Source organism: Bacillus altitudinis 41KF2b (assembly GCF_000691145.1).
GTDB classification, from domain to species: Bacteria; Bacillota; Bacilli; order Bacillales; family Bacillaceae; genus Bacillus; species Bacillus altitudinis.
Genome location: NZ_ASJC01000003.1, coordinates 33,026 through 57,083, shown reverse-complemented (window position 1 = coordinate 57,083; position 24,058 = coordinate 33,026). Strand labels below are relative to the sequence as shown.

At 42.5% G+C, this 24,058-nt stretch carries 23 protein-coding genes, 1 other RNA gene and 1 other annotated feature; of the genes, 19 read left to right on the top strand and 5 right to left on the bottom strand.

Annotated features, from left to right (window positions below; translation table 11 throughout):
- Window positions 1-36: 36 nt before the first annotated feature.
- From BA79_RS06515 to dtd, 6 genes are all read left to right on the top strand, one after another.
- Window positions 37-525 carry a cation:proton antiporter regulatory subunit gene (locus tag BA79_RS06515; protein WP_008342734.1) on the top strand — a complete coding sequence of 163 codons (489 nt, stop codon included), beginning with the start codon at window positions 37-39 and terminating at the stop codon, window positions 523-525.
- A 99-nt stretch (window positions 526-624) separates the two neighbouring features.
- The gene (locus BA79_RS06510; protein ID WP_017367707.1) at window positions 625-981 is read left to right on the top strand and encodes a LapA family protein; all 357 of its coding nucleotides are present in this window, start codon (window positions 625-627) and stop codon (window positions 979-981) included.
- Between the two features lie 81 nt (window positions 982-1,062).
- Window positions 1,063-3,396 (top strand): single-stranded-DNA-specific exonuclease RecJ, encoded by a 2,334-nt coding sequence (gene recJ, locus BA79_RS06505; protein ID WP_035701717.1) that lies wholly within the window; start codon window positions 1,063-1,065, stop codon window positions 3,394-3,396.
- 23 nt (window positions 3,397-3,419) lie between these two features.
- Window positions 3,420-3,932 (top strand): adenine phosphoribosyltransferase, encoded by a 513-nt coding sequence (locus BA79_RS06500; protein WP_008342729.1) that lies wholly within the window; start codon window positions 3,420-3,422, stop codon window positions 3,930-3,932.
- A gap of 142 nt (window positions 3,933-4,074) precedes the next feature.
- A complete protein-coding gene (locus tag BA79_RS06495) occupies window positions 4,075-6,285 on the top strand; it encodes a RelA/SpoT family protein (RefSeq protein ID WP_008342726.1) in 2,211 nt (736 codons plus the stop codon).
- A gap of 18 nt (window positions 6,286-6,303) precedes the next feature.
- Window positions 6,304-6,747, top strand: a complete 444-nt coding sequence (dtd, locus tag BA79_RS06490; protein WP_008342725.1) for a D-aminoacyl-tRNA deacylase — start codon at window positions 6,304-6,306, stop codon at window positions 6,745-6,747.
- A gap of 97 nt (window positions 6,748-6,844) precedes the next feature.
- On the opposite strand, the gene BA79_RS06485 is transcribed toward dtd, so the two are convergent.
- A complete protein-coding gene (locus BA79_RS06485; protein WP_428829220.1) occupies window positions 6,845-8,401 on the bottom strand; it encodes an N-acetylmuramoyl-L-alanine amidase family protein in 1,557 nt (518 codons plus the stop codon).
- A gap of 161 nt (window positions 8,402-8,562) precedes the next feature.
- Between BA79_RS06485 and BA79_RS19450 the strand changes: the two genes are divergently transcribed.
- From BA79_RS19450 to BA79_RS06470, 5 genes are all read left to right on the top strand, one after another.
- The gene (locus tag BA79_RS19450; protein ID WP_003216250.1) at window positions 8,563-8,733 is read left to right on the top strand and encodes a YrzK family protein; all 171 of its coding nucleotides are present in this window, start codon (window positions 8,563-8,565) and stop codon (window positions 8,731-8,733) included.
- Window positions 8,734-8,791: 58 nt separating this feature from the next.
- Window positions 8,792-9,031: a binding site (T-box leader), on the top strand.
- A 73-nt stretch (window positions 9,032-9,104) separates the two neighbouring features.
- Window positions 9,105-10,379, top strand: coding sequence for a histidine--tRNA ligase (gene hisS, locus BA79_RS06480; RefSeq protein WP_017358112.1), 1,275 nt, complete (start codon window positions 9,105-9,107; stop codon window positions 10,377-10,379).
- 18 nt (window positions 10,380-10,397) lie between these two features.
- Window positions 10,398-12,176 carry an aspartate--tRNA ligase gene (gene aspS, locus BA79_RS06475; RefSeq protein WP_035391010.1) on the top strand — a complete coding sequence of 593 codons (1,779 nt, stop codon included), beginning with the start codon at window positions 10,398-10,400 and terminating at the stop codon, window positions 12,174-12,176.
- A 77-nt stretch (window positions 12,177-12,253) separates the two neighbouring features.
- A non-coding RNA gene (gene ssrS, locus BA79_RS18970) (6S RNA) lies at window positions 12,254-12,434 on the top strand.
- A gap of 92 nt (window positions 12,435-12,526) precedes the next feature.
- The gene (locus BA79_RS06470) at window positions 12,527-13,291 is read left to right on the top strand and encodes a tRNA threonylcarbamoyladenosine dehydratase (RefSeq protein WP_008342718.1); all 765 of its coding nucleotides are present in this window, start codon (window positions 12,527-12,529) and stop codon (window positions 13,289-13,291) included.
- Window positions 13,292-13,323: 32 nt separating this feature from the next.
- Here the strand turns inward: BA79_RS06470 and BA79_RS06465 are convergent, their stop codons facing one another.
- The gene (locus BA79_RS06465; protein WP_035701711.1) at window positions 13,324-14,589 is read right to left on the bottom strand and encodes a replication-associated recombination protein A; all 1,266 of its coding nucleotides are present in this window, start codon (window positions 14,587-14,589) and stop codon (window positions 13,324-13,326) included.
- A gap of 206 nt (window positions 14,590-14,795) precedes the next feature.
- Between BA79_RS06465 and cymR the strand changes: the two genes are divergently transcribed.
- The 8 genes from cymR (at window position 14,796) to BA79_RS18965 (ending at window position 21,808) form a co-directional block, all read left to right on the top strand.
- Window positions 14,796-15,215, top strand: coding sequence for a cysteine metabolism transcriptional regulator CymR (gene cymR / locus BA79_RS06460; RefSeq protein WP_008342713.1), 420 nt, complete (start codon window positions 14,796-14,798; stop codon window positions 15,213-15,215).
- 18 nt (window positions 15,216-15,233) lie between these two features.
- Window positions 15,234-16,376, top strand: coding sequence for a cysteine desulfurase family protein (locus BA79_RS06455; RefSeq protein ID WP_035701708.1), 1,143 nt, complete (start codon window positions 15,234-15,236; stop codon window positions 16,374-16,376).
- A gap of 94 nt (window positions 16,377-16,470) precedes the next feature.
- Complete coding sequence (gene mnmA / locus BA79_RS06450; RefSeq protein ID WP_008342709.1) at window positions 16,471-17,589, top strand: tRNA 2-thiouridine(34) synthase MnmA; 1,119 nt, start codon at window positions 16,471-16,473, stop codon at window positions 17,587-17,589.
- Between the two features lie 61 nt (window positions 17,590-17,650).
- The gene (locus BA79_RS06445; protein WP_008342707.1) at window positions 17,651-18,304 is read left to right on the top strand and encodes a tetratricopeptide repeat protein; all 654 of its coding nucleotides are present in this window, start codon (window positions 17,651-17,653) and stop codon (window positions 18,302-18,304) included.
- Between the two features lie 19 nt (window positions 18,305-18,323).
- Window positions 18,324-20,708: an SF1B family DNA helicase RecD2 gene (gene recD2, locus BA79_RS06440; RefSeq protein ID WP_035390959.1), complete on the top strand. Its 2,385-nt coding sequence runs from the start codon at window positions 18,324-18,326 to the stop codon at window positions 20,706-20,708.
- Window positions 20,709-20,992: 284 nt separating this feature from the next.
- The gene (locus BA79_RS06435; protein ID WP_008342703.1) at window positions 20,993-21,451 is read left to right on the top strand and encodes a PRC-barrel domain-containing protein; all 459 of its coding nucleotides are present in this window, start codon (window positions 20,993-20,995) and stop codon (window positions 21,449-21,451) included.
- Between the two features lie 13 nt (window positions 21,452-21,464).
- Window positions 21,465-21,656 (top strand): hypothetical protein, encoded by a 192-nt coding sequence (locus BA79_RS06430; protein WP_003216308.1) that lies wholly within the window; start codon window positions 21,465-21,467, stop codon window positions 21,654-21,656.
- Between the two features lie 20 nt (window positions 21,657-21,676).
- On the top strand, window positions 21,677-21,808 hold the full coding sequence (locus BA79_RS18965; RefSeq protein ID WP_008342695.1) for a YrzQ family protein: 132 nt from the start codon (window positions 21,677-21,679) through the stop codon (window positions 21,806-21,808).
- A gap of 38 nt (window positions 21,809-21,846) precedes the next feature.
- On the opposite strand, the gene BA79_RS06425 is transcribed toward BA79_RS18965, so the two are convergent.
- The 3 genes from BA79_RS06425 to BA79_RS06415 all read right to left on the bottom strand — a co-directional run bounded on the left by BA79_RS06425 (window position 21,847) and on the right by BA79_RS06415 (window position 24,056).
- Window positions 21,847-22,497, bottom strand: a complete 651-nt coding sequence (locus tag BA79_RS06425; RefSeq protein WP_008342693.1) for an amino acid ABC transporter permease — start codon at window positions 22,495-22,497, stop codon at window positions 21,847-21,849.
- A 15-nt stretch (window positions 22,498-22,512) separates the two neighbouring features.
- On the bottom strand, window positions 22,513-23,166 hold the full coding sequence (locus BA79_RS06420) for an amino acid ABC transporter permease (RefSeq protein ID WP_007501460.1): 654 nt from the start codon (window positions 23,164-23,166) through the stop codon (window positions 22,513-22,515).
- 80 nt (window positions 23,167-23,246) lie between these two features.
- Window positions 23,247-24,056, bottom strand: a complete 810-nt coding sequence (locus BA79_RS06415) for a transporter substrate-binding domain-containing protein (protein WP_008342689.1) — start codon at window positions 24,054-24,056, stop codon at window positions 23,247-23,249.
- Between the last annotated feature and the right edge of the window lie 2 nt (window positions 24,057-24,058).

The following is a 24,058-nucleotide window of genomic DNA, read 5'->3' as shown; positions in this document are numbered from 1 at the left end:
TGGGGCATTTGGCTTTTATTCATTGGAGGGGCTGTTATGAAGGTTCGGGAAACTGAACTGCCAGGTATCGGTCACAAAGCCGAAATGATCACAAGAAATAATGAGAAGCTTGCCATTATCACACATGATGACGGCAGAAGAGAGATGTATCATTTTCAAGAAGATGATCACGAAGAATGTATTTCTGGTATCTTGCTTAGCGATGAAGAAGCAAGACAAATCTCGGCTATTTTAGGCGGCATGGTCTATAAACCAAAAGCGCTTGAGACAGTGGAGGTGGCCATTGATGAACTCATCATTGAATGGTTTAAGATTGAAAAGAACGCACCGGCTGTTAACCAGACGATCGGTGACCTGAGTGTTCGCCAAAACTATCAAGTAACAGTCATCGCCATTGTGAGAAAATCACATGAGAAAATTTTAAACCCAGGACCAGATACGGTGATTGAAGAAGGAGACACCCTTGTCATCTCTGGAGAAAGAAAAGAATTAAAGAGCCTCATTAAAGAAAAACTCAGCAGCTAAGCGCCCATGCTGATAGAAAACCTTCCGCCATGTTCTTTCTGTGTTTAAAAAGGACAAGAAAGAGGGAAGAATAAAAGAAAAAGCTTGGGGGATTTGTAGATGAATAAACAACAATGGACCATCATACTCGCATTTATTTTCGTATTAATTGTCTCAGTATTTGCTGTTATTAACGTGCGGCCTGTACAGGTAGACTACTTATTTGGAACGGCTGAATGGCCGCTGATCCTTGTCATTATCGGTTCTGTTCTTATGGGCGGACTCATTGTGGCTTTTGCGGGGATTTTCCAAATTGTGAAACTAAAACGTGAATTAAAAACATTAAAAGCTGAACATGCAGCCGCTAAAGCAAGCCCTGCTTCTTCTCATAAAAAGGCGGACAAAGACGTTCAAAAGAAAACGAATGTCACACCTTTAAAAGAACAGCCAGCGTCTTTTGACCGGAAGGAAAAATAATCTTCCAGTATCATTTCATAAAATAAAAATTGAAACCCCTCAGTCCACTCTAGTATAATAGTGTGGTTGAGGGGTGAATTTATGTTATTATCCAAAATGCGTTGGGAATATGAACATCCTAGCGAAGAAAAAGTGAAATCACTCTCTGAAAATCTGAATATTTCAGCGCTGACTGCATCACTTCTTGTACAAAGAGGGCTCGAAGAAGTAGAAGAAGCGAGGTCTTTTTTATTTGATCAAAAAGCCGAATTTCATGATCCATTCTTATTAAAAGGAATGAAAGAAGCAGTAGAGCGCATCAACAAAGCGATCGAAGAGCAGGAATCGATTGTGATCTTCGGAGATTATGATGCAGATGGTGTGACAAGTACGTCTGTACTTTTACATACACTAAAAGAACGATCTGCTAAGGTAGACTTTTACATTCCAGATCGATTTAAAGAAGGATATGGGCCAAACGAACAGGCTTTCCGATATATCAAAGAGCAAGGGGCATCGCTTGTTATCACCGTAGATACAGGGATCGCTGCTGTAAATGAAGCACGTATTGCAAAAGAAATAGGATTAGACCTGATCATCACAGATCACCATGAACCAAGCGAGGAACTGCCTGAGGCACTTGCGATTGTACATCCTAAGCAGCCTGGATGTGAGTATCCGTTTAAAGAGCTGGCGGGTGTCGGTGTTGCGTTTAAAGTGGCACATGCACTCCTTGGTAAACTCCCAGTAGAATTATTAGATCTTGCTGCAATCGGTACAATTGCCGATCTTGTCCCGCTGCTTGATGAAAATAGATGGCTTGCAAAAAAAGGTCTGATGCAGCTTCGTCAATCTAGACGACCTGGGTTAAAAGCGTTATTAAAAGAAGCAGGCGCCACTCTTGAAGAAGCAAATGAGGAAACGATCGGCTTTCAAATTGCGCCAAGGCTGAATGCTGTTGGACGAATTGAGCAGGCAGATCCGGCTGTTCATCTTCTCATGACTGAGGATATGGATGAAGCAGAAGAACTCGCTCGTTTTGTACAAGAATTGAACAAAGAACGGCAGAAAATTGTGAGTACGATCACGGAAGAAGCCATTCAAATGGTCGAAGAGACAGGTGCTGACGAGTCTGCTATCGTCGTAGCAAAAGCTGGCTGGAATCCAGGCGTTGTCGGTATTGTTGCCTCAAAATTGACGGATACATTTTCTCGTCCGGCGATTGTGCTTGGAATAGATGAAGAAACGCAGATGGCGAAAGGGTCAGCTCGAAGTATTCCTGGCTTTGATTTATTTTTCCATTTGAGCAAGTGCCGTGACATCCTGCCGCATTTCGGTGGACACCCGATGGCAGCTGGAATGACACTTCAAGCGGATGATGTTCCTTTACTTAGGGAAAGATTGAATCAATATGCAAATGAAACGTTGACTGAAGAAGATTTCATTCCAATTCAACGGGTCGATGCAGTATGTAAAGTGGACGAAATGACGGTGCAAGCCATTGAAGAAGTGGGACTGCTGTCCCCGTTTGGCATGCAGAATCCTAAGCCGTTCATTATGATTGAAGACGCCCAGCTTGAAGACATCCGAACGATCGGGGCCAATCAAAATCACATTAAAATGTCACTAAAAGACGAAGACAAGCTGCTCGACTGTGTCGGTTTTCACCAAGGCAACCTAAAAGAAGAACTTGTCCCAGGGAGTCAAATTTCTGTCGTTGGTGAGGTCTCGATTAATGAATGGAATAACCGAAAGAAACCTCAGCTCATGCTAAAAGACGCCAGAGTCGATGAATGGCAGCTGTTTGATTTACGCGGGAAAAAAGATTGGGAAAAGAAAGTATCAACACTTGATCCAGCAAAAACGATGGTCTTCTGTTTTGACGAAGAAACAAAAAGGCAATCGGAGCTGGTGGATATTCCGATTCATCTTATTGATGCAGAAAATGTATCCACGTTTAATGTGCAGGAAAAGTATGTGATCTTTGCCGATGTTCCTGCCGACGAACACTTGCTCAAGCTGCTTTTAGAAAATCAACAACCAGCAAGAATTTATACGGTGTTTCAGCGGAAAGAAGATCACTTTATGTCCTCATTCCCGAGCCGTGATCAATTCAAATGGTTTTATGGGTTCTTGTTCAAACGGGGAAGTTTTCCTATTAAAGAACAAGGCATGGAGCTTGCCAAACATAGAGGTTGGACAAAAGATACAATCATTTTTATGACAAAGGTGTTTTTTGAACTCGGTTTTGTTAAAATAGAGAATGGTGTGCTGTCAATAGTGCGTGATGCCCCTAAAAAAGATTTAACCGCATCATCGTCTTATACAGCAAAACAACGATTGATGGAACTCGATCAAACACTAACATATTCCTCAGCCAAAGAGCTGAAGGAATGGCTGAATAGCATGATGAGCGAAGTCTCACCTGTGCTTTGACGTACGAGGAGGAAAAGGAAAAGATGGATTTAAAACAATATGTGACAGTTGTACCTGACTACCCAAAGGAAGGTGTACAATTTAAAGATATTACAACGTTAATGGATAAAGGCGAAGTGTACCGTTATGCAACGGATCAAATCGTTGAATACGCGAAGGAAAGAGACATTGATCTCATTGTTGGCCCTGAAGCGCGTGGATTCATTATTGGCTGCCCTGTAGCATACGCACTTGGTGTAGGTTTTGCCCCAGTTCGTAAAGAAGGAAAGCTTCCTCGTGAAGTCATCAAAGTCGATTACGGTTTGGAATACGGTAAAGATGTATTAACGATTCATAAAGATGCAATTCGTCCTGGTCAGCGTGTACTGATCACAGATGATTTGCTTGCGACAGGTGGAACGATTGAAGCATCCATCAAGCTGGTTGAGGAATTAGGCGGCGTTGTGGCAGGGATTGCATTTTTAATTGAGCTGACGTATCTTGATGGCAGAAAGAAGCTTGACGGTTACGACATCTTGACGTTAATGCAATACTAATGGAGTTTTACGCAAAAAGCACTCAGTAAGAAGGGTGCTTTTTTCCTATCAAAAATCTTTTAGCGGACTTCTTCTCTTTACATCTATCGAATTTTTCTTGATAATAAACTACAATACAGTTTTCATTTAAAAAGGTGATTCCATGGCGAACGAACAAGTTTTAACGGCGCAGCAGGTCATTGATAAGGCAAGAGAATACCTGTCCGCTGAACATATTCAATTTATAGAGCGTGCATACGAATATGCTGAAAATGCTCACAAGGAGCAATACCGGAAATCCGGTGAGCCCTATATTATCCATCCTATTCAAGTGGCGGGAATTCTTGTTGATCTTGAAATGGACCCTTCGACCATTGCTGGCGGCTTCTTGCATGATGTTGTCGAAGACACGGATGTGACATTAGAAGATTTAAAAGAGCATTTTAACGAAGAAGTGGCCATGCTTGTTGATGGTGTGACAAAGCTCGGAAAGATTAAATATAAATCACAAGAAGAACAACAGGCTGAAAACCATCGTAAAATGTTTGTTGCAATGGCGCAGGATATTCGCGTCATCTTAATTAAGCTGGCAGACCGTCTTCACAATATGAGAACACTCAAACACCTTCCGCAGGAAAAGCAGCGAAGAATTTCAAATGAAACCCTTGAGATCTTTGCACCGCTTGCGCACAGATTAGGGATTTCAAAGATTAAGTGGGAGCTTGAAGATACAGCCCTCCGCTATTTAAATCCGCAGCAATACTACCGGATTGTGAATCTCATGAAGCGCAAACGAGCGGAACGTGAGGAATACTTGGACGAGGTTGTCAATGAAGTAAAAGACCGCGTGTCTGAGGTGAACATTAAGGCTGAATTCTCCGGCAGACCGAAACATATTTATAGTATTTATCGCAAAATGGTCATGCAAAATAAGCAATTTAATGAAATATATGATTTGCTGGCTGTACGTATTTTGGTTGACAGCATTAAAGACTGCTATGCGGTACTTGGTATTATTCATACATGCTGGAAGCCGATGCCAGGCAGATTTAAGGATTATATTGCGATGCCAAAGCCGAACATGTATCAGTCTCTTCATACAACGGTGATTGGTCCAAAAGGGGACCCGCTTGAAGTTCAGATTCGTACAGTGGAAATGCACGAAATTGCGGAATACGGAATTGCCGCACACTGGGCTTATAAAGAAGGCAAAGAGTCAGCAGAATCGACGGAAGAAGCCGTTTTCCAGAAGAAGCTGTCTTGGTTTAGAGAAATCCTTGAATTCCAAAATGAATCCACAGATGCGGAAGAATTTATGGAATCGTTAAAAATTGATCTTTTCTCTGATATGGTGTTTGTATTTACACCAAAAGGTGACGTCATCGAGCTACCGTCTGGTTCCGTACCAATTGATTTCTCATACCGGATTCATTCGGAAATTGGGAATAAAACAATCGGAGCCAAGGTCAACGGTAAAATGGTCACACTTGATCATAAGTTAAAAACAGGTGACATTATTGAAATTCTGACATCTAAGCATAGCTATGGACCAAGCCAGGATTGGGTCAAACTTGCCCAAACCTCCCAAGCGAAGCACAAGATCAGACAGTTTTTCAAGAAACAGCGCCGTGAAGAAAATGTCGAAAAAGGCCGAGAACTTGTGGAGAAAGAAATCAAAAACCTTGAGTTCGATGTCAAAGACATTTTGACCGCTGAAAATCTGCAAAAAGTGGCTGATAAATTTAATTTCTCAAATGAAGAGGACATGTATGCAGCCGTTGGTTATAACGGAATTACGGCACTCCAAGTGGCGAATCGTTTAACGGAAAAAGAAAGAAAACAAAGAGATCAGGAAGAACAAGAGAAAACCGTTCAAGAAGTGTCTGTAGAGTCAAAACCATATCACGGGAAAAAACGGGAAGCTGGCGTGCGAGTGAAAGGCATTGATAACTTGCTTGTCCGTTTATCTAAGTGTTGTAATCCTGTTCCTGGTGATAGCATTGTTGGCTTTATTACAAAAGGACGTGGCGTATCTGTTCACCGTGATGACTGTCCGAACGTGAAGACAGGAGAAGCGCAGGAACGGTTAATCCCGGTTGAGTGGGAGCATGAACAGCCTGCTCGAAACCGTAAAGAATACAATGTGGAAATTGAAATATTAGGATATGACAGGCGCGGCTTACTTAATGAAGTGCTTCAAGCAGTCAACGAAACCAAAACGAACATCTCGTCGGTTTCTGGTAAGTCTGATCGTAACAAAGTGGCGACGATCCATATGGCTATTTTTATCCAAAATATTAATCATTTGCATAAAGTAGTGGAACGTATCAAACAAATCAAAGACATTTACTCAGTTCGCCGATTTATGAATTAGAAAGGAAGTATATCGTCTATGAGGCTTGTTGTTCAGCGTGTGACGAGTGCATCTGTGAAAGTAGAAGAAGAGATCACAGGTGCCATCAATGAAGGCTATATGGTGCTCGTTGGGGTTACACATGAAGACACAGAAGAAGATGTGCATTACTTAGCTGAAAAGCTCGCACACTTGCGTATTTTTGAAGATGAAAACGGGAAAATGAATCATTCTTTGTTAGATGTAAAAGGAAGTGTACTGTCTGTGTCTCAATTTACCCTTTATGGTGATACGAGAAAAGGCAGACGGCCGAACTTTATGAAAGCTGCCAAACCGGATGTGGCGAATTCACTTTACGAATGCTTCAATGAAACGCTTAGAGAAAAAGGCATCCATGTTGAAACAGGACGTTTTGGGGCGATGATGGACGTCTCATTGACCAATTCGGGGCCTGTCACCATGTTGATGGACAGCAAAGAATAGAAAGACATTAGACTGTAGATAAACTCTTGCTGAGAGTTTGTTTAGAGTCTTTTTCTTTTGCGATCAAACAAAAAAGAGGCGCATCGGCCTCTTTTTTCTATCGGAAATATTGTTTTAATCCTTCTGTCATTCCTTCTGTCACTCGTTCTTGGTAAGAGGCGCTATAAATGATCGCTTCTTCTTGAGGATTGCTTAAATAGCCGAGTTCATATAAAAGGGAAGGGCGCTTGTTTTCCCTTAAAACAAAATAATCTCCAAATTTGACTCCTTTATCAGGGATCTGTGATCGTTTTGCGACTTCAGTATGAACGCTTGTCGCCAGACGTTGATCTTTGGATGCCTGATAATAATATGCGGTGCTCCCTCTGATACTTGGGTCCATAAAGCTATCATAATGAAGACTAATAAATGCATCTGCATTTCGGTAATGTGAAGTGGCAACCCTCGATTGAAGGCTGATGAATGTATCATCACTTCTTGTTAAATAGACATTTGCTCCAGAAGCTCTTAACTTACCCGCCAGCAAATGAGCGGTTTTGATCGTGATATTCTTTTCAAATGCACCGTCTGCGCCGATCGTGCCGCTGTCTTTTCCGCCATGGCCAGGATCAAGCACAATTGTTTTGCCTTTTAAAGATCCAGTGCCAGACGATGAATCCTGCTGAGGTCTTGGTGCTTCGCTGCTATTTTTCTTTGTTTGAACGACCCAGCTCGCCACATAGCCTGTTCCGCCGTTTGATAATGTCACCTCGTACCAGTCACCTTGTGTACGAACAATTTGATAAGCAGCTCCTTTTGTTCCTCTTTCTGCAATACCAGCAGAGGTAGAAGCGCTTTTTCTAATATTCGTTCCATCATAAACAATGTACGCTTTCTGATGAGATGACGAAGAGGATGAATTCTTTTCAGGTGCTGAACTTGCTCCTTGGCTTGAGACAATATAATAACTTGCAACCCAGCCTTTAACGCCTTTTGCTTCGATTTCATACCAGCCATTTTGCTCCCGTAAAATGGTGACTTGAGTGTTACGGGAAAGTGAAGCGGCCACTTGTGCGTTTGGTGCCGCCGATTTACGAACATTCAAGCTTGATACGCCAACTGTGCCGGACTGTTTAGAACGAGCGGGCTCAGCTGAACTGGATGAAGAAGCGTTTTGTCCGCCAGAAATATAATCAGAGTGGACCCAGCCTTCCGCTTGTTTGTACGATATTTTTGTCCATTCGCCGCTTGTGTCCAGCTTTTTAGCGGAAGCGCCCTGAGGGAAAGTGCCAATGACTTGATAGGAAGTCCCTGGGCCTGTCCGAATGCGAAGGTCAGAGGCTGTTGACGTAATCGAACTGCTTCCTTGCGTACTTTGACCTTGCGTCTTTTGCTTAGCAGGCTTTTGTGCATCAGATGACTTGGTAATCAGCCATGAGACGACCCAGCCTTTTTGTCCGTTCGATAGCCCGATCTGTACCCATTCTCCTTGTTCAGTGAGAATCGGGTAGCTTTCTCCTCGTTTCACAACTGCTGCGATCCCGTAGCTTAAACCAGGCCCGGTTCGCACATTGATTTCATCTGTTGCAACGACAGCTTGATCTGTTTGAGCCGTCGCATGTGTCATTGGCCAAGTGCTGGCAATGAGGACAAAACAGGTGAGCAGCAACATCATGTGATGGTGTGTTTTCAGATTCAAAACGGTGTTTTCCCCTCCCTTGTAAAACCGATGAATGTTAATTCGTTATGTAATGGATGAATTCCTTGCAGTTTCCCTAATAAAAATGAATCAATCTGTTTATACTAGATAAAAATGTGATAAAAGGATGTACAAACATGAGATTAAGCAGAAAATTAGGACGAGTGCAATACAATGGACATCGTGATATCGATCGCTGGCAGCACGACGAAATGGATCAACCAGGCTTCCTTGAAGAAACGGCATCTGAATACGGATGCACGTCAAAAGAAGAGCTGGAAAAGAAAAAGAGACACGGCAAGGGTTGACAGAGTGGCAGCACCGACCTTATTATAATATAAATCAACACACTTGAAAATTTAAAATGTGGAACTGATGATAGAGAATAGTAGGGTAAATTGCGTGAGCAGAGAGGAATCGCCTTAGGCTGAAAGCGAATCCGCATGGCATTTATCACGAAAGAACACTCTGTAGGTTTCCTGCTGAACACTCAAAAAATGAGTCATTAGGCGGAGAACGTGAATCTGCGTTAAGGATTTGAGCGGGAACATGACTAGATCATGTTCCAACTAGGGTGGCACCACGGGTATAACTCTCGTCCCTACTATACACATAGTAGAGGCGGGGGTTTTTTATATGTCCACATAAAAAATGAATGATGGTCGTAGGAGGACGAAAAATGAGTTTTAATATTCCAAGAGGCACACAGGATATTTTACCGGGAGAATCAGAACGCTGGCAGTATGTTGAACAAATTGCGAGAGATACATGTGCAGCCTTTCAGTACAAAGAAATCCGCACACCGATTTTTGAGCATACGGAACTGTTTGCACGAGGAGTAGGCGAGTCAACAGATATCGTTCAAAAAGAGATGTACACATTTGAAGACAAAAAAGGACGTAGCATCACACTTCGCCCAGAAGGAACAGCTTCAACTGTCCGTTCTTATGTTGAAAATAAACTGTTTGCACAGCCTGCACAGCCTACAAAGCTGTACTACATTGGACCAATGTTCCGCTATGAGCGTCCGCAAACGGGAAGATATCGTCAATTTTATCAATTCGGAATTGAAGCGATCGGTTCAAAAGATCCTGCCATTGATGCAGAGGTCATTTCATTAGCGATGAGTGTGTATGAGAAAGCGGGTCTTTCCAACTTAAAACTCGTCATTAACAGCCTTGGTGACAAAGAAAGCCGTGCAGATTACCGTCAAGCACTTGTCGAGCACTTTGAACCAAGAATTGATGAATTCTGTCACGACTGCCAAATTCGTTTACATCAAAATCCATTGCGTATTCTTGATTGTAAAAAGGACCGCGATCACGAATTGATGGCAACGGCACCATCCATTCAAGATTACTTAAATGAAGAATCACGGACTTATTTTGAAAAAGTAAAACAATACTTAACCGATCTAGGCATTGAATATGTCGTCGATCCGAACTTAGTGCGCGGTCTTGATTATTACAATCACACTGCCTTTGAGATCATGAGTAATGCAGAAGGCTTTGGCGCGATTACAACATTAGCCGGCGGCGGCCGTTATGATGGACTTGTTGAAGGAATTGGCGGTCCTGAATCACCAGGTATCGGCTTTGCGATGAGTATTGAACGTTTCCTATCAGCGATTGATGCAGAGAAGATTGAGCTTCCTGTTCAAGACGGCATTGATTTATACATTGCGGCATTAGGAGATCAAGCAAAAGATTATGCTGTTGGCTTATTGAATCGCTTAAGAAAAGAAGGCATTTCAAGTGAAATGGACTATACAGGGAAAAAGCTAAAAGCACAATTTAAAGCCGCAGACCGCTCGAAAGCCAAGTTTATTGCAGTTCTTGGTGAAGATGAGCTGGCGCAGCAAATTGTAAATGTAAAAGATACGACAACGGGTGAACAAATTGAAGTGAAGCTTGATGAGCTGATTCAAATGATGAAAGCCCACCAGAAAGCGTAAAGAAGGAGTGGAATGTTTGTGTTTGGTAGAACTTTTTATTGTGGAGAAGTAACAGAAGACCAAATTGGTCAAACCGTTGTATTAAAAGGATGGGTACAAAAACGTCGTGACCTTGGTGGATTAATCTTTATTGACCTGCGTGATCGTACAGGCATTGTGCAAGTTGTCTTTCATCCAGACCAATCAAAAGAGGCTCTTGAGACAGCAGAATCGATTCGGAATGAATATGTCCTTGATATTAAAGGGACAGTGGTCGCAAGAGAAGAAGCCACGATCAACCCAAATTTAAAAACAGGTAAAATTGAAATTCAAGTCGACACAGTCACTGTTTTAAATGAAGCCAAGACGCCTCCATTTGTGATTTCTGATCAAGCAGATGAGGTATCAGAAGATGTGCGCTTAAAATACCGCTACCTAGATCTTCGCCGCCCTGCGATGTTTGAAACGATGAAAATGCGACATGAAGTCACAAAAGCATTCCGCCATTTCTTAGATGATCACGGCTTTCTAGACATTGAAACGCCAATTTTAACAAAAAGTACGCCAGAAGGTGCGCGGGACTATCTTGTGCCGAGCCGTGTACACGAAGGAGAATTCTATGCGCTGCCGCAGTCTCCGCAATTATTTAAGCAATTGCTTATGGTGTCTGGGATGGACCGCTACTATCAAATCGCTCGCTGCTTTAGAGATGAAGACTTGCGTGCTGACCGTCAGCCGGAATTTACACAAGTCGATATTGAAATGTCCTTTATGAGCCAAGAAGACATCATGACGCTTGCTGAAGAGATGATGGCAAAGGTGATGAAAGATGTCAAAGGTGTTGACCTGACATTGCCATTACCTCGTATGACGTACGATGAAGCGATGAATTCCTATGGTTCTGACAAGCCAGATACCCGATTTGACATGAAGCTTGTCAACATTTCAGACACCGTAAAAGACTCAGATTTCAAAGTCTTCAGCGGTGCTGTAAACAATGGTGGAGCTGTCAAAGCCATTAATGTCAAAGGGGCTGCAGCAAACTATTCAAGAAAAGACATCGATGCACTTGGTGCATTTGCAGCGAACTATGGTGCAAAAGGTCTTGCTTGGCTAAAAGCTGAAGGGACAGAGTTAAAAGGACCAATCGCTAAATTCTTTGATGAGTCAAAACAAGCAGAATTAAAAGAACAGCTTCAAGTTGAAGAAGGCGACCTTTTACTCTTTGTTGCAGATAAGACGTCTGTTGTCCATGATGCGCTTGGCGCACTTCGTTTAAAACTTGGCAAAGAGCTTAAACTCATCGATGAGTCTGTCTTCAATTTCTTATGGGTTGTCGACTGGCCGCTGCTTGAAAAAGATGAAGAAGAAGGCCGCTTCTATGCTGCCCACCATCCTTTCACAATGCCAGTTCGTGATGATCTTGAATTAATTGAAACAAGTCCAGAAGATATGAAAGCTCAAGCGTATGATCTTGTGCTGAACGGCTATGAGCTTGGCGGAGGTTCTATTCGTATTTTTGAAAAGGACATTCAAGAGAAAATGTTTGGTTTACTTGGCTTTTCTAAAGAAGAAGCGTACGATCAGTTCGGCTTCCTTCTTGATGCATTTGAGCATGGTGTGCCTCCGCACGGCGGAATTGCGCTTGGACTTGACCGCTTAGTGATGCTGCTTGCCGGCCGATCTAACCTAAGAGATACCATTGCGTTCCCGAAAACGGCAAGTGCAAGCTGTGTTCTCACAGATGCTCCTGGCACTGTAAGCACAGCGCAGCTAGATGAACTGAGTTTGGCGATTAAAACAAAAGTAAAACAGTAAAATAGGCGCATGTTTATAGGCATGTAAACGCTTGAAAAAGGGACATGCCTATGATATGCTTTCATCAACCAATAAATAAAGTCCTGATACGTACGGTGGTTACCTAGTTTTGACCGAACATTTTTTTCTACGGGAGCTTGCCTTTCCTTTCTGCATAAATGCCTCTTCTGAGGACTTATAAAGTGAGGAAGAAAGCACCCACCTGCATGGTGCGGGGTTCAAAACGAAGGAAAGGCTGGCGGCGTGATCGGGACTTTTTTGTGTTTTTTTCTATTTGAGAAGGATGACGGAGAACGCTGAATATGATATGATTCTTTCGATTCATTTTAAATAAAGGTGGAGTGAGGCACTTGTTACATCAGTTTTCAAGAAACGAGCTTGCCATTGGCAAGGAAGGCTTAAATATATTAAAAAACAGTACAGTTGCAGTGCTTGGAGTAGGCGGCGTAGGTTCTTTTGCAGTAGAAGCCCTTGCTCGTTCAGGTGTTGGCCGTATTGTTCTTGTTGATAAAGATGATATTGATATTACAAATGTAAATAGGCAGCTGCCAGCTTTGCTATCAACGGTTGGTCAGCCTAAAGTTGACTTAATGCAGGCAAGAATTGCTGATATTAACCCAGAATGTGAAGTTGTTGCGCTCAAAATGTTCTATACAGAAGAAACATATGAACAATTCTTTGAGTATCCACTTGATTATGTCATTGATGCATCAGATACAATTCATTATAAAATTCATTTAATGAAAGAGTGCCTGAAACGCGATGTGAACATTATTTCGAGTATGGGTGCTGCAAATAAAACAGATCCGACACGTTTTAAAATTGATGACATCTCGAAAACACATACAGACCCAATTGCGAAAGTCGTTAGAACACGCCTGCGGAAGGAAGGCATTCGTAAGGGAATTGAAGTTATTTTCTCTGATGAAAGTCCGATTGTCATTCGTGAAGATGTGAGAAAAGAAGTGGGAAATGATGAAGCGAAAATTCGTAAGGCACAAATGCCGCCATCATCCAATGCTTTTGTTCCATCTGTGGCTGGACTGATCATGGGTGGTCATGTCATTATGAAACTGTTAAAAGACATTCCGATTACACGTGTGAAAGATAAATAAACAGCCCGCCTGCTTAGAGCAGGGGGCTTTTTTTATTTTTGCCGTCTTAAATTTTCGTACACTTGCTTTAGTGCACCTTCAAATTTTCCAGTTTGCTTTGGTTCATAATATTGCTTGTTTTTCAGCGGGTCAGGTAAATATTGCTGCTTCACCCAGCCATTTTCATAATCGTGCGGATATAAGTAATCGGCGCCTCTTCCAAGTGCTGCTGCCCCTTTATAGTGGGCATCTTTTAAATGAACGGGAATTTCACCAATTTTCCCCGTGCGAATATCATGCAGTGCCGCATCAATCGCTTGGTAAGCGGAGTTTGACTTTGGAGAAAGACACAGTTCAATCACGGCATTAGCGAGTGGAATTCGTGCTTCTGGGAAACCAACTCTCTCAGCTGTTTGAACAGCGCTTAACACACGTGGCCCTGCCTGCGGGCTGGCTAAGCCAATATCTTCATAAGCCATCACAAGTAATCGTCTCGAAATGCTTTCAAGGTCTCCCGCTTCAATGAGTCTTGCAAGGTAATGCAGCGCAGCATCTGCGTCAGATCCTCTAATGGATTTTTGAAAAGCCGAGAGGACATCATAATGGGCATCACCGTTTTTATCATGCGAGAAGCTCTTTTTTTGTAAACATTCTTCTGCTGCAGCTAGAGTGATCGTGATCTGTCCAGATTCATCCGCTTTTGTCGATAAGACGGCTAGTTCAAGCGCATTTAAAGCGGAACGCACATCTCCTCCGCATCCATTTGCAAAATGATTCATTGCCTCCTCATCAACTTTGACCGAATAACCGCCAAGCCCGCGATGTTCATCCTGTAAAGCCCGAGATAATGCAGTTTTAATTTGCTCTGTTTCCAGCGGCTTCAGCTCAAATATTTGTGTCCGGCTACGGATGGCTGGGTTGATCGCATGATACGGATTAGCTGTTGTCGCGCCAATTAAAATGATCATGCCATTTTCTAAATACGGAAGAAGGAAATCCTGCTTCCCTTTATCGAGTCTGTGGACTTCGTCTAAAATCAAGATGACCTGACCACTCATTTTCGCTTCAGCGGCGACAGCTTCCATATCTTTTTTGTTATGAATCACCGCATTCAATGTACGGAAGGCAATGCTTGTACTGCCAGCGATTGCAGTGGCAATGGATGTTTTGCCGATTCCCGGCGGTCCGTATAAAATCATCGAGGACAAATGTTTCGCCTCGACCATTCGTCTAATAATTTGACCTTCTCCAACGAGATGCTCCTGCCCAATAATGTCTCCAATATGACTTGGGCGCATCCGATACGCTAAAGGTTTCATGATTATCTCTCCTAAAGCAATGTCTTGTTTGTATAGAGTACCGAAATTTCTTCAAATAGAAAAGGGATGCGTCCTCGTTTTGAGCTCAGAACCCGCAAATGAAAGTTGGCTAAAAGTATGATATAATTGCTTTTGGTCTATATAAGCGTATATGAAATCAGAAAAAAATTGATGACATAGAAATAGAAAACGCAGAGGTGTTTAACTTGAAAATTTCTACTAAAGGCAGATATGGTCTGACGATCATGATCGAATTAGCCAAAAAACATGGCGAAGGCCCTACATCATTAAAATCAATCGCTCAAAACAATGATTTGTCTGAGCATTATTTAGAGCAGCTTGTATCACCACTTCGCAATGCTCGTCTTGTAAAAAGTATCCGCGGAGCGTATGGCGGCTATGTGCTTGCCCATGAGCCAAACGAGATTACAGCCGGTGATATTATTCGAGTATTAGAAGGACCTATTAGTCCTGTAGAAGTGATCGAAAACGAAGAGCCAGCAAAGCGTGCACTTTGGATTCGTATTCGTGATGCAGTAAAAGACGTACTAGACAATACAACTCTTGAAGACTTGGCAAGCTATAAAGATGACGAGGATCAAGAGGCGTATATGTTCTATATTTAGATCAGAGGTGTACCGGAAATGGAACGTATCTATTTAGATCATGCAGCCACAACGCCGATGGATCAGCGAATTGTGGACAAGATGATGCCTTACTTTACAGAGATATTTGGCAATCCCTCTAGTATTCATTCATATGGGCGCGAGGCAAGAAAGTGGCTCGATGAAGCAAGGGAAGTCATTGCAGGAGAATTACACTGTAAGCAGCAGGAGATCATCCTCACAAGCGGGGGAACAGAGGCAGACAACTTGGCCATTACAGGTGTGGCAATGGCAAGGCAGCATGAAGGAAAACATATCATCACAACAAAAACTGAGCATCATGCAGTGCTGCATACATGCGAACGCTTAGAGAAGCTTGGTTTTGATGTGACGTATTTAGATGTGGATCACACTGGATTGATTCATCTTGATCAATTAAAACAAGCATTAAGAGACGATACAATTCTTGTGACCATCATGTACGGCAATAATGAAACGGGTGTGATCCAGCCAATCAAAGAAATTGGTCAACTTTTGCATGATCACGCTGCTCATTTTCATACAGACGCTGTACAGGCATTTGGGACAATATCAATTGATGTCACAGAACTTCATATCGACCTCTTATCTGCGTCCGGTCATAAACTAAATGGCCCGATGGGAACAGGCTTTTTATACGTCAATGAGCGTGTAAAACTTTCTCCGCAGCTATTCGGAGGAGAACAAGAGAGAAAACGCCGTGCTGGCACTGAAAATGTGGCGGGAATCATTGGACTTGCAGAAGCAGTTCAATTAACAAAGCAAAATAGAAGAGAAAAAGCAGTGCATTATGGTAAGCTCAAAGAAGCGATGCTGCAAGTATTCGAAGAGGAATCACTCAATTTCTCTATCAATGGACATCCGAAAGAGACATTGCCGCATATTTTAAATGTCCACTTCCCGGGCGTTTCTATTGAATCGTTACTTGTGAACTTAGATATGGAAGGGATTGCTGTTTCAAGCGGGTCAGCATGTACGGCTGGATCTGTCCTTCCTTCGCACGTATTAAGCGCCATGTATGGTGAAGAAGCAAAAGAACTGACATCCTCAGTCAGAATTAGCTTCGGTCTTGGAAATGAAGAGGAACATGTGAAGCAGGCGGCGCATAAGATAGCGGCTGTCGTGAAACGCCTAGCCAAATAAATGCTCCCCTTTTGTTCGTGTGTGAAAAATGAAACAGCAGGCACCTGAAGAACGAAACGCGCACGTTGTTTCATTGAAATTGGAGTTGATGAAGATGACAAAAAGACCTGAAGACACAAGAGTTGTGGTCGGCATGTCCGGAGGCGTCGATTCATCAGTTGCTGCGCTCATGTTAAAGGAGCAAGGCTATGATGTGATCGGCATATTTATGAAAAACTGGGATGACACAGATGAAAATGGTGTATGTACAGCAACGGAGGACTATGAGGATGTCATTCGTGTTTGTAACCAGATTGGAATCCCATATTATGCAGTAAATTTCGAGAAACAGTATTGGGACAAAGTGTTTCAATATTTTCTTGATGAATATAAAGCAGGTAGAACGCCGAATCCAGATGTCATGTGTAATAAAGAAATTAAGTTCAAAGCATTTCTTGAGCATGCATTGTCGCTTGGAGCGGATTATTTGGCAACAGGCCACTATGCCCGTGTCGACAGAACCGGCGATGAAGTGAAAATGCTAAGAGGTCTTGATACAAACAAAGACCAAACTTATTTCTTGAATCAGCTGACTCAAGAACAACTTGATAAAGTGTTGTTCCCAATCGGCGATTTAGAGAAAAAAAGAGTGCGTGAATTAGCGAAAGAAGCAGAGCTCGCAACAGCAACGAAAAAAGATTCTACGGGCATCTGCTTTATTGGGGAAAGAAACTTTAAAACGTTCCTTAGCCAATATTTGCCTGCACAGCCCGGTGTGATGCAGACAATGGACGGAGAAGTAAAAGGTGAACATGATGGACTCATGTATTACACGATCGGTCAACGCCAAGGACTTGGCATTGGCGGAAGCGGTGATCCGTGGTTTGTTGTTGGGAAGGACTTAGAGAAAAATATCTTATTTGTTGAACAAGGCTTCCACAATCCGCTTTTATACTCTGAAAGTATTTCAGCTGTTAACATCAGCTGGACTCGTCCTCATATTGTCGGCGAAAACGGTGAACTCACATGCACAGCGAAATTCCGATACCGTCAAGAAGACCATCATGTAAAAGTCAAAATGACAGGTGAGCAGGAAGCAATGGTGATCTTTGATGAACCCGTTCGTGCTGTCACTCCAGGACAAGCTGTTGTTTTTTATGATGGCGAAGAATGTCTTGGCGGCGGGACCATTGACGATGTCTTTAAAGATGGCCAAAAGCTGTCGTATGTGTAACATGTGTTAAAAACCTCAACGTCGCTGTTGAGGTTTTTTAATGAAAGGATGAAGAGAGCGAATGAATCATAACGAAATCGGTATTGAAGCTTTAAATCAAGGGAACATCGAACAGGCAGCTGAAGCTTTTACGAAAGCCATTGAAGAAAGCCCAAAGGACCCGGTTCCATATATTAACTTTGCGAATTTACTTTCAAGTGTTCATGAATTTGAACGTGCATTGAACTTCTTTCAAAAAGCCATTGAACTTGATCATACAGCAGCTGCAGCTTATTATGGGGCAGGAAATGTCTACACGATGAAAGAAGACTTTATGAAAGCGAAAGACTATTTTGAGCAAGCGCTACAAGCTGGAATGGAAAACAGTGATTTGTTTTATATGTTAGGGCAGACACTGATGAAATTAGAGCAGCCAAAGCTTGCGATGCCTTATCTTCAGCGTGCAGTTGAGCTAAACGAAGAAGATAACGAAGCAAGATTTCAATTTGGCATGTGCTTAGCGAATGAACATCTGCTGGAGGAAGCGGTCGCAGTCTTTACTGAAGTGATTACGCGAGATCCGCAGCATGCAGACGCCTTTTATAATGCAGGTGTTGCGTATGCGTATTTAGAGAAAAAGGACGAAGCGCTTGAAATGCTAGGAAAAGCCATTGACGTGCAGCCTGATCATATGCTTGCATTGCATGCGCAAAAGCTGATTCAAGAGGCAGAATAACCGGAAGGAGGGAAGACCTGTGCAGGAACATCCAGATCAAATGAAGCTTGAAGATGAACCGTTTTTAAAAGGAACGGTTCAAGCCGTTATTTTCCATAACGAAAGTAATTTATACTCGGTGTTAAAAGTAAAAGTCATTGAAACATCAGAGAATTTAGAGGAAAAAACAGCATCTGTCACAGGGTACTTCCCAGCGCTTCATGAGGAGGAAACCTACACCTTCTATGGCAAGGTCACAAGTCATCCGAAGTTTGGCGAGCAGTTTCAAGCCACTCATTTTCAAAAGGAAGTCCCTACAACAAAGCAAGGCATCATTCATTATCTCTCTAGTGACTTGTTTGAAGGGATTGGAAAAAAGACAGCGGAAGAAATCGTCGGCAAGCTAGGCAATCAGACGCTTCATCAAATTATGCGTGATCCGTCTGTTTTGTATGACGTCCCTCGCCTGTCAAAAAAGAAGGCTGATAAGCTGGCTGCCGCACTTCAGGAGCATCAAGGGCTTGAGCAAATTATGATCAGCCTGAATCAATATGGCTTTGGTCCTCAGCTTAGTATGAAGATTTACCAAGCGTACGAGAGTGAAACGTTGCAGAAAATTGAAGAAAACCCTTATCAGCTCGTCAAAGACGTCGAGGGGATTGGATTTATTAAAGCAGATGAACTCGGCGCTAGAACAGGGATATCTGGAAATGATCCAGAACGCATTCGTGCAGCCCTTTTGTATACCGTTGAGACAGCAAGCCTGCAAGACGGTCATACGTACATACAAACGAAAGATCTGATCATCGAAACCCGTAAATTGCTGAATCAAACAGGCAATGACTACAAAGTGACTGAAATGGACGTTGCCAATCAGATCATTGCACTTGGTGAAGGGAAAGACATGATCATTGAAGATGATCGCTGTTATCATCCGTCGCTCTTTTATGCGGAGCAAAGTGTGGCAAAACGTATTCAAAAAATTGTCTCTCAAACAGAATATGCAGATCAATTTCCTGAATCAGAATTTCTGCTTGCACTCGGTGAACTGGAGGAACGGCTTGGTGTCCAGTATGCACCAACCCAAAAAGAAGCCATTCAAAAGGCACTCATGTCTCCAATGCTGCTTTTAACAGGCGGACCGGGTACAGGGAAAACGACGGTCATTAAAGGGATTGTCGAGCTTTACAGCGATCTTCACGGCGTTTCTCTTGACCCGGGTGATTATAAAAAAGATGAAGCATTTCCGTTCGTGCTTGCCGCACCAACTGGACGTGCTGCGAAACGAATGACAGAATCCACTGGACTTCCTGCTGTGACCATTCACCGGCTGCTAGGCTGGAATGGATCAGAAGGCTTCTCACATGATGAAGACCAGCCGATTGAAGGAAAGCTTGTCATCATTGATGAATCGAGTATGCTGGATATTTGGCTGGCGAACCATTTGTTTAAGGCGATCCCAGATCATATTCAAGTCATTATGGTTGGAGACGAACATCAACTTCCATCTGTTGGACCTGGTCAAGTGTTAAGAGACCTGCTTGCGTCACAAGCTATACCGGCAGTTACACTAACTGATATTTACCGGCAGGCAGACGGTTCAACAATTGTTGAGCTTGCGCATGATATGAAAAATGGTGTTTTGCCAAAGGATATTACTGCACGCTCGAAGGATCGATCCTTTATTCAATGCTCTAGTGACCAAATGAAAGAAGTCATCGAGAAAGTGGTCAGCAATGCTGCTCAAAAGGGGTATTCAGCAAAGGACATTCAAGTGCTTGCCCCGATGTATAAAGGAAAAGCAGGCATTAATGAACTGAATAAAATGCTTCAGCAAATTTTGAATCCTAAAAAGCCAAAAGGAAGAGAAATTCCTTTTGGTGATGTCGTCTACCGGACAGGTGATAAGGTACTTCAGCTTGTCAATCAGCCCGAGAATAACATTTTTAATGGAGATATTGGCGAAATTGTCTCGATCTTTTATGCGAAAGAAAACACGGAAAAAGAAGATATGGCGGTCATCTCCTTTGATGGAAATGAAATCACGTTTACGAAAAAAGATTTTCATCAATTTACACACGCTTATTGTTGCTCGATTCATAAATCCCAGGGCAGTGAATTCCCAATCGTGGTGCTGCCAGTCGTGAGAAGTTATTATCGAATGCTTCGAAGAAATTTGCTTTACACGGCCATTACACGAAGTAAAAAGTTTTTAATTTTGTGCGGTGAGGAATCAGCATTAGAGTGGGGCGTAAAAAATAATGAAGACTCCCTCAGACAAACGTCTTTAACCATGCGTCTTACTGAAACGGAAGAAGTCATGGATGCTGAACTAGCAGCTCTCCAAAAAGAACTTCCTTTCAGCGTACACGATGCCAATATTGGTATGGAGGGAATCACCCCGTTTGATTTTATGCAAGAGTAAATGGCTTCCATGGAAGCCATCATATTGTTAAACAAAGGGCTAAAATGAACTTGATTTTAGCCCTTTGTTTTTTTCAGCGTGAAAGAAAACTTTGCAGCCCTAGGAAGGACGAGTACTGGCGCGGAACGAATTTGACATTCGTGAGCACCAGCACGCAGGACTGACAAAGAATGCGAGGGTTTGTCTACACGCTGATGGCTTCCTTCATGGAAGCCATTTCTTCGTATGAGTCATAGAGGAAACGCACACGATAAGACTGTTCCGAAAAGGTGGTTGATCACATTTTGAGAACATGTCGAGAGCTTGAAGGACTGACGATCTATACAGACGAGCTGTCTTATTCACTTGGGGCGATCAAAGATATTTGCTTTTTAGCCGGCGGCAGCTGCGGGGGATATGTTTTAGATGGGAAAAAGAAAGACTGTGCTTTCATTCCATTCTCAGCTGGCGACAAACTGACAGACAAAGGTCTATATGTGAGCTGCCAGAAGGGCATCGAGATAGATACCACCGCCCCATCCTTTTTCTTTTCGAAATTAAAAAAGAAAATGATCCGTACGCCAGATGGTGAAACATTAGGTGTTTTGGAAGATGTATACTTTTGCATGAATTCGGGCACAATCGTAGCATATGAACTCTCGGACGGCTTCTTTACAGAGCTATCAGGGATTCGAAAGCAGCTGCATGCTGCCGGAACCTTGATGGATGTTCAAAAGGAAGCACTTGTTCTAAACCGAACGTAAAGAGGTGCTGAATATGCTCATTTGCCCAAATTGCAAATGTAAAGACATCGGAAAAATTGGGGTCAATCAATATTATTGCTGGGGCTGTTTTATTGAATTGACACTGTCAAAAGGCAAAATATCTACTCACCAAGTGGAGGAAGACGGTACACTAAGCAGTTTAGACGACCTGTTTAGTGACGATGAACGTTCAATTCAACTATAAGTGTTAAGGGGGAATTTCGAATGGGCAAAATGACTTCTTCACTATTAACGCTTGGTGCAGGTGCACTCGCATATCACTTTGCAAGTCGATATGATATGCCATCTAAGCGGGATATGAAAAAGATGAGAAAACGAGTTATGCGAATGCTTTAAACAAAAAGGGACATCCACCATGAGCGGATGTCCTTTTTTTATGCCTGCCTGTACTCTAATCTCCGTGCAAGTATAGACAAGCTGAAGTTGACAACAAAGTACATCATGGCCGCCAAGAGGAAAATAGGAAGTAAATAAGATTGGCTTTGACCATTTAAAATCTGCGCGTGATGCAATAACTCTGGAAGGGCAATTACAACGGCGAGCGATGTATCTTTTAAAAGAGAAATAAATTGACTGACAATCGGCGGTACCATTCGGCGTAACGCCTGTGGCATGATAATCATTTTTAATGTTTGAATATAGGTTAAACCAGAGGATCTGGCCGCCTCGATTTGTCCTTTATCAATTGATTTTAATCCGCTGCGAATGATTTCTGACAGCATAGCGGATTCAAACACGGTTAAAGCCGCAATGGCAGAGGCCGTGATGCTCAGCTTAATGCCAATTTCAGGCAGGGCGAAATACGTAAAAAAGATGATCAGCAAAAGCGGTAGGTTCCGAACGGTTTCAACAATGACCGCAAGCACCTTTGATAAAATAGGGATTTGTGCGAACCTCAATGTGCCAACGACTAATCCGATGATAAAGCTTAAAATGATGGAGATAAAAGCCACTTTTAAGGTGACAGCAAATCCTTCAAGTAAAAAGGCGAGATGATCGGGCTGGTAGGCACCTATAAAATCCATTGTGTTTCCTCCTTTCTAGTGGCTTCGGGCTAATCTTTTTTCTAAATAACCAACGCCTAGACTAAGCGGAATGGTCAATAGAAGATAGAACATGGCAACAAAGATGTATACATCAAATGTCACAAACGTTCTCGAAGCGATAAGGTCTCCTTGGTACATCAGATCAAACCCTGCAATGACACCTAAAATAGACGAGTTTTTCACAAGGTTGATAAATTGATTCCCAAGTGGTGGAATGACAATTTTGATTGCCTGCGGCAGAATAATATATCGCATCGTTCCGCCATAGGACAGACCAGAAGCTCTAGCTGCTTCCATTTGTCCAAGCGGTACAGCTTGTATACCTGCACGAATGGCTTCAGCGATAAAAGCAGACGTATAAATGGAGAGGGCAATGGTTCCTGCTGTAAAGCCATCTGCCACAATGCCAAGTACCGGTAAACCAAAAAAGAACACAAAGGTGATCAATAATAACGGAATATTCCGAATAAATTCCACGTAAGCCGTCCCTAACCAGTTGAGCGGCCTTAGTGGCGCAATTCTCATAATGGCAATGAGTGTACCGATGAAAAAGCTTCCAATCAACGCAATGACACTTGCACCAATCGTATATTTAAACCCTTCTAAATAAAGATGGAAGTTCTCAGTTAAAATGGAAAACCGCAGCAATCAGTTCACTTCCTTCCTAATCAACAGAGGAGCCGGCAAGCGGCTCTCCTGAGGGTGTTGAGGTTGATCGAGTCAATTGATTATTCTTTGATCCATTTTTTATGAATCTTGTCATACTCTCCATTGTCTTTTAATGCCTTTAACGCTTTATTAATGGCTTCTGTCAATTCTTCATCGCCTTTTTTCACAGCGATTCCATAAGGCTCATCGGTAAATGTTCCGCCAACGACTTCATAATTTGAATCTTCGTCTGCCATGCCAAATAAAATTGCATTATCAGTTGTCAGAACTTGCCCTTGATTTGATTTTAAGGCTGTAAAGGCTTCTTGGTAATTTTCAAATTCTAAAACGGATGCTTCTGGTGCTTTTTCGCGAATGTTTTGAGAAGAAGTGGACCCTTTCACTGCAAGCACCTTCGTACCTTTTTTTAGATCATCAATCGATTGAATGTCGCTGCCTTTTTTCACAAGCAGTGATTGTCCTGCTTCAAAGTAAACATCTGAGAAATTGACCTCTTTTTTACGCTCTTCTGTGATCGTCATTGTGGCAACAATGGCATGAATATCTCCTTTTTGCAGTAAAGGAATCCTTGTTTTAGATGTCACTTCTTTAAATTCTGCTTTTCCTTCATCACCGAGCATTTCTTTAGTGATCGCTTTTGCGATATCAATATCAAACCCTTCAATATCCCCGCTACTAGGATTTTTTAGACCGAATAAACGAGTATCGTTTTTCACACCGAAAACGATTTTTTTGTCTTTCTTAATGGCTTCTAATGAGCTACCTTGTTTTGCATCGGTTGAGCCTTTCTCGGCAGAGCCGCAGGCAGCGAGAGCGATCATACAGCAAGTCATCAACAGTAATAGGCCAAAGCGTTTCATTTTTTTCATCA

Excerpts from the sequence above, each read along its gene's own strand:
- BA79_RS06515 (WP_008342734.1), top strand. The coding sequence starts at position 37 with ATGAAGGTTCGGGAAACTGAACTGCCAGGTATCGGTCACAAAGCCGAA.
- BA79_RS06510 (WP_017367707.1), top strand. The coding sequence starts at position 625 with ATGAATAAACAACAATGGACCATCATACTCGCATTTATTTTCGTATTA.
- recJ (WP_035701717.1), top strand. The coding sequence starts at position 1,063 with ATGTTATTATCCAAAATGCGTTGGGAATATGAACATCCTAGCGAAGAA.
- BA79_RS06500 (WP_008342729.1), top strand. The coding sequence starts at position 3,420 with ATGGATTTAAAACAATATGTGACAGTTGTACCTGACTACCCAAAGGAA.
- BA79_RS06495 (WP_008342726.1), top strand. The coding sequence starts at position 4,075 with ATGGCGAACGAACAAGTTTTAACGGCGCAGCAGGTCATTGATAAGGCA.
- dtd (WP_008342725.1), top strand. The coding sequence starts at position 6,304 with ATGAGGCTTGTTGTTCAGCGTGTGACGAGTGCATCTGTGAAAGTAGAA.
- BA79_RS06485 (WP_428829220.1), bottom strand. The coding sequence starts at position 8,401 with ATGATGTTGCTGCTCACCTGTTTTGTCCTCATTGCCAGCACTTGGCCA.
- BA79_RS19450 (WP_003216250.1), top strand. The coding sequence starts at position 8,563 with ATGAGATTAAGCAGAAAATTAGGACGAGTGCAATACAATGGACATCGT.
- hisS (WP_017358112.1), top strand. The coding sequence starts at position 9,105 with ATGAGTTTTAATATTCCAAGAGGCACACAGGATATTTTACCGGGAGAA.
- BA79_RS06465 (WP_035701711.1), bottom strand. The coding sequence starts at position 14,589 with ATGAAACCTTTAGCGTATCGGATGCGCCCAAGTCATATTGGAGACATT.
- BA79_RS06455 (WP_035701708.1), top strand. The coding sequence starts at position 15,234 with ATGGAACGTATCTATTTAGATCATGCAGCCACAACGCCGATGGATCAG.
- mnmA (WP_008342709.1), top strand. The coding sequence starts at position 16,471 with ATGACAAAAAGACCTGAAGACACAAGAGTTGTGGTCGGCATGTCCGGA.
- BA79_RS06445 (WP_008342707.1), top strand. The coding sequence starts at position 17,651 with ATGAATCATAACGAAATCGGTATTGAAGCTTTAAATCAAGGGAACATC.
- BA79_RS06430 (WP_003216308.1), top strand. The coding sequence starts at position 21,465 with ATGCTCATTTGCCCAAATTGCAAATGTAAAGACATCGGAAAAATTGGG.
- BA79_RS18965 (WP_008342695.1), top strand. The coding sequence starts at position 21,677 with ATGGGCAAAATGACTTCTTCACTATTAACGCTTGGTGCAGGTGCACTC.
- BA79_RS06425 (WP_008342693.1), bottom strand. The coding sequence starts at position 22,497 with ATGGATTTTATAGGTGCCTACCAGCCCGATCATCTCGCCTTTTTACTT.
- BA79_RS06415 (WP_008342689.1), bottom strand. The coding sequence starts at position 24,056 with ATGAAAAAAATGAAACGCTTTGGCCTATTACTGTTGATGACTTGCTGT.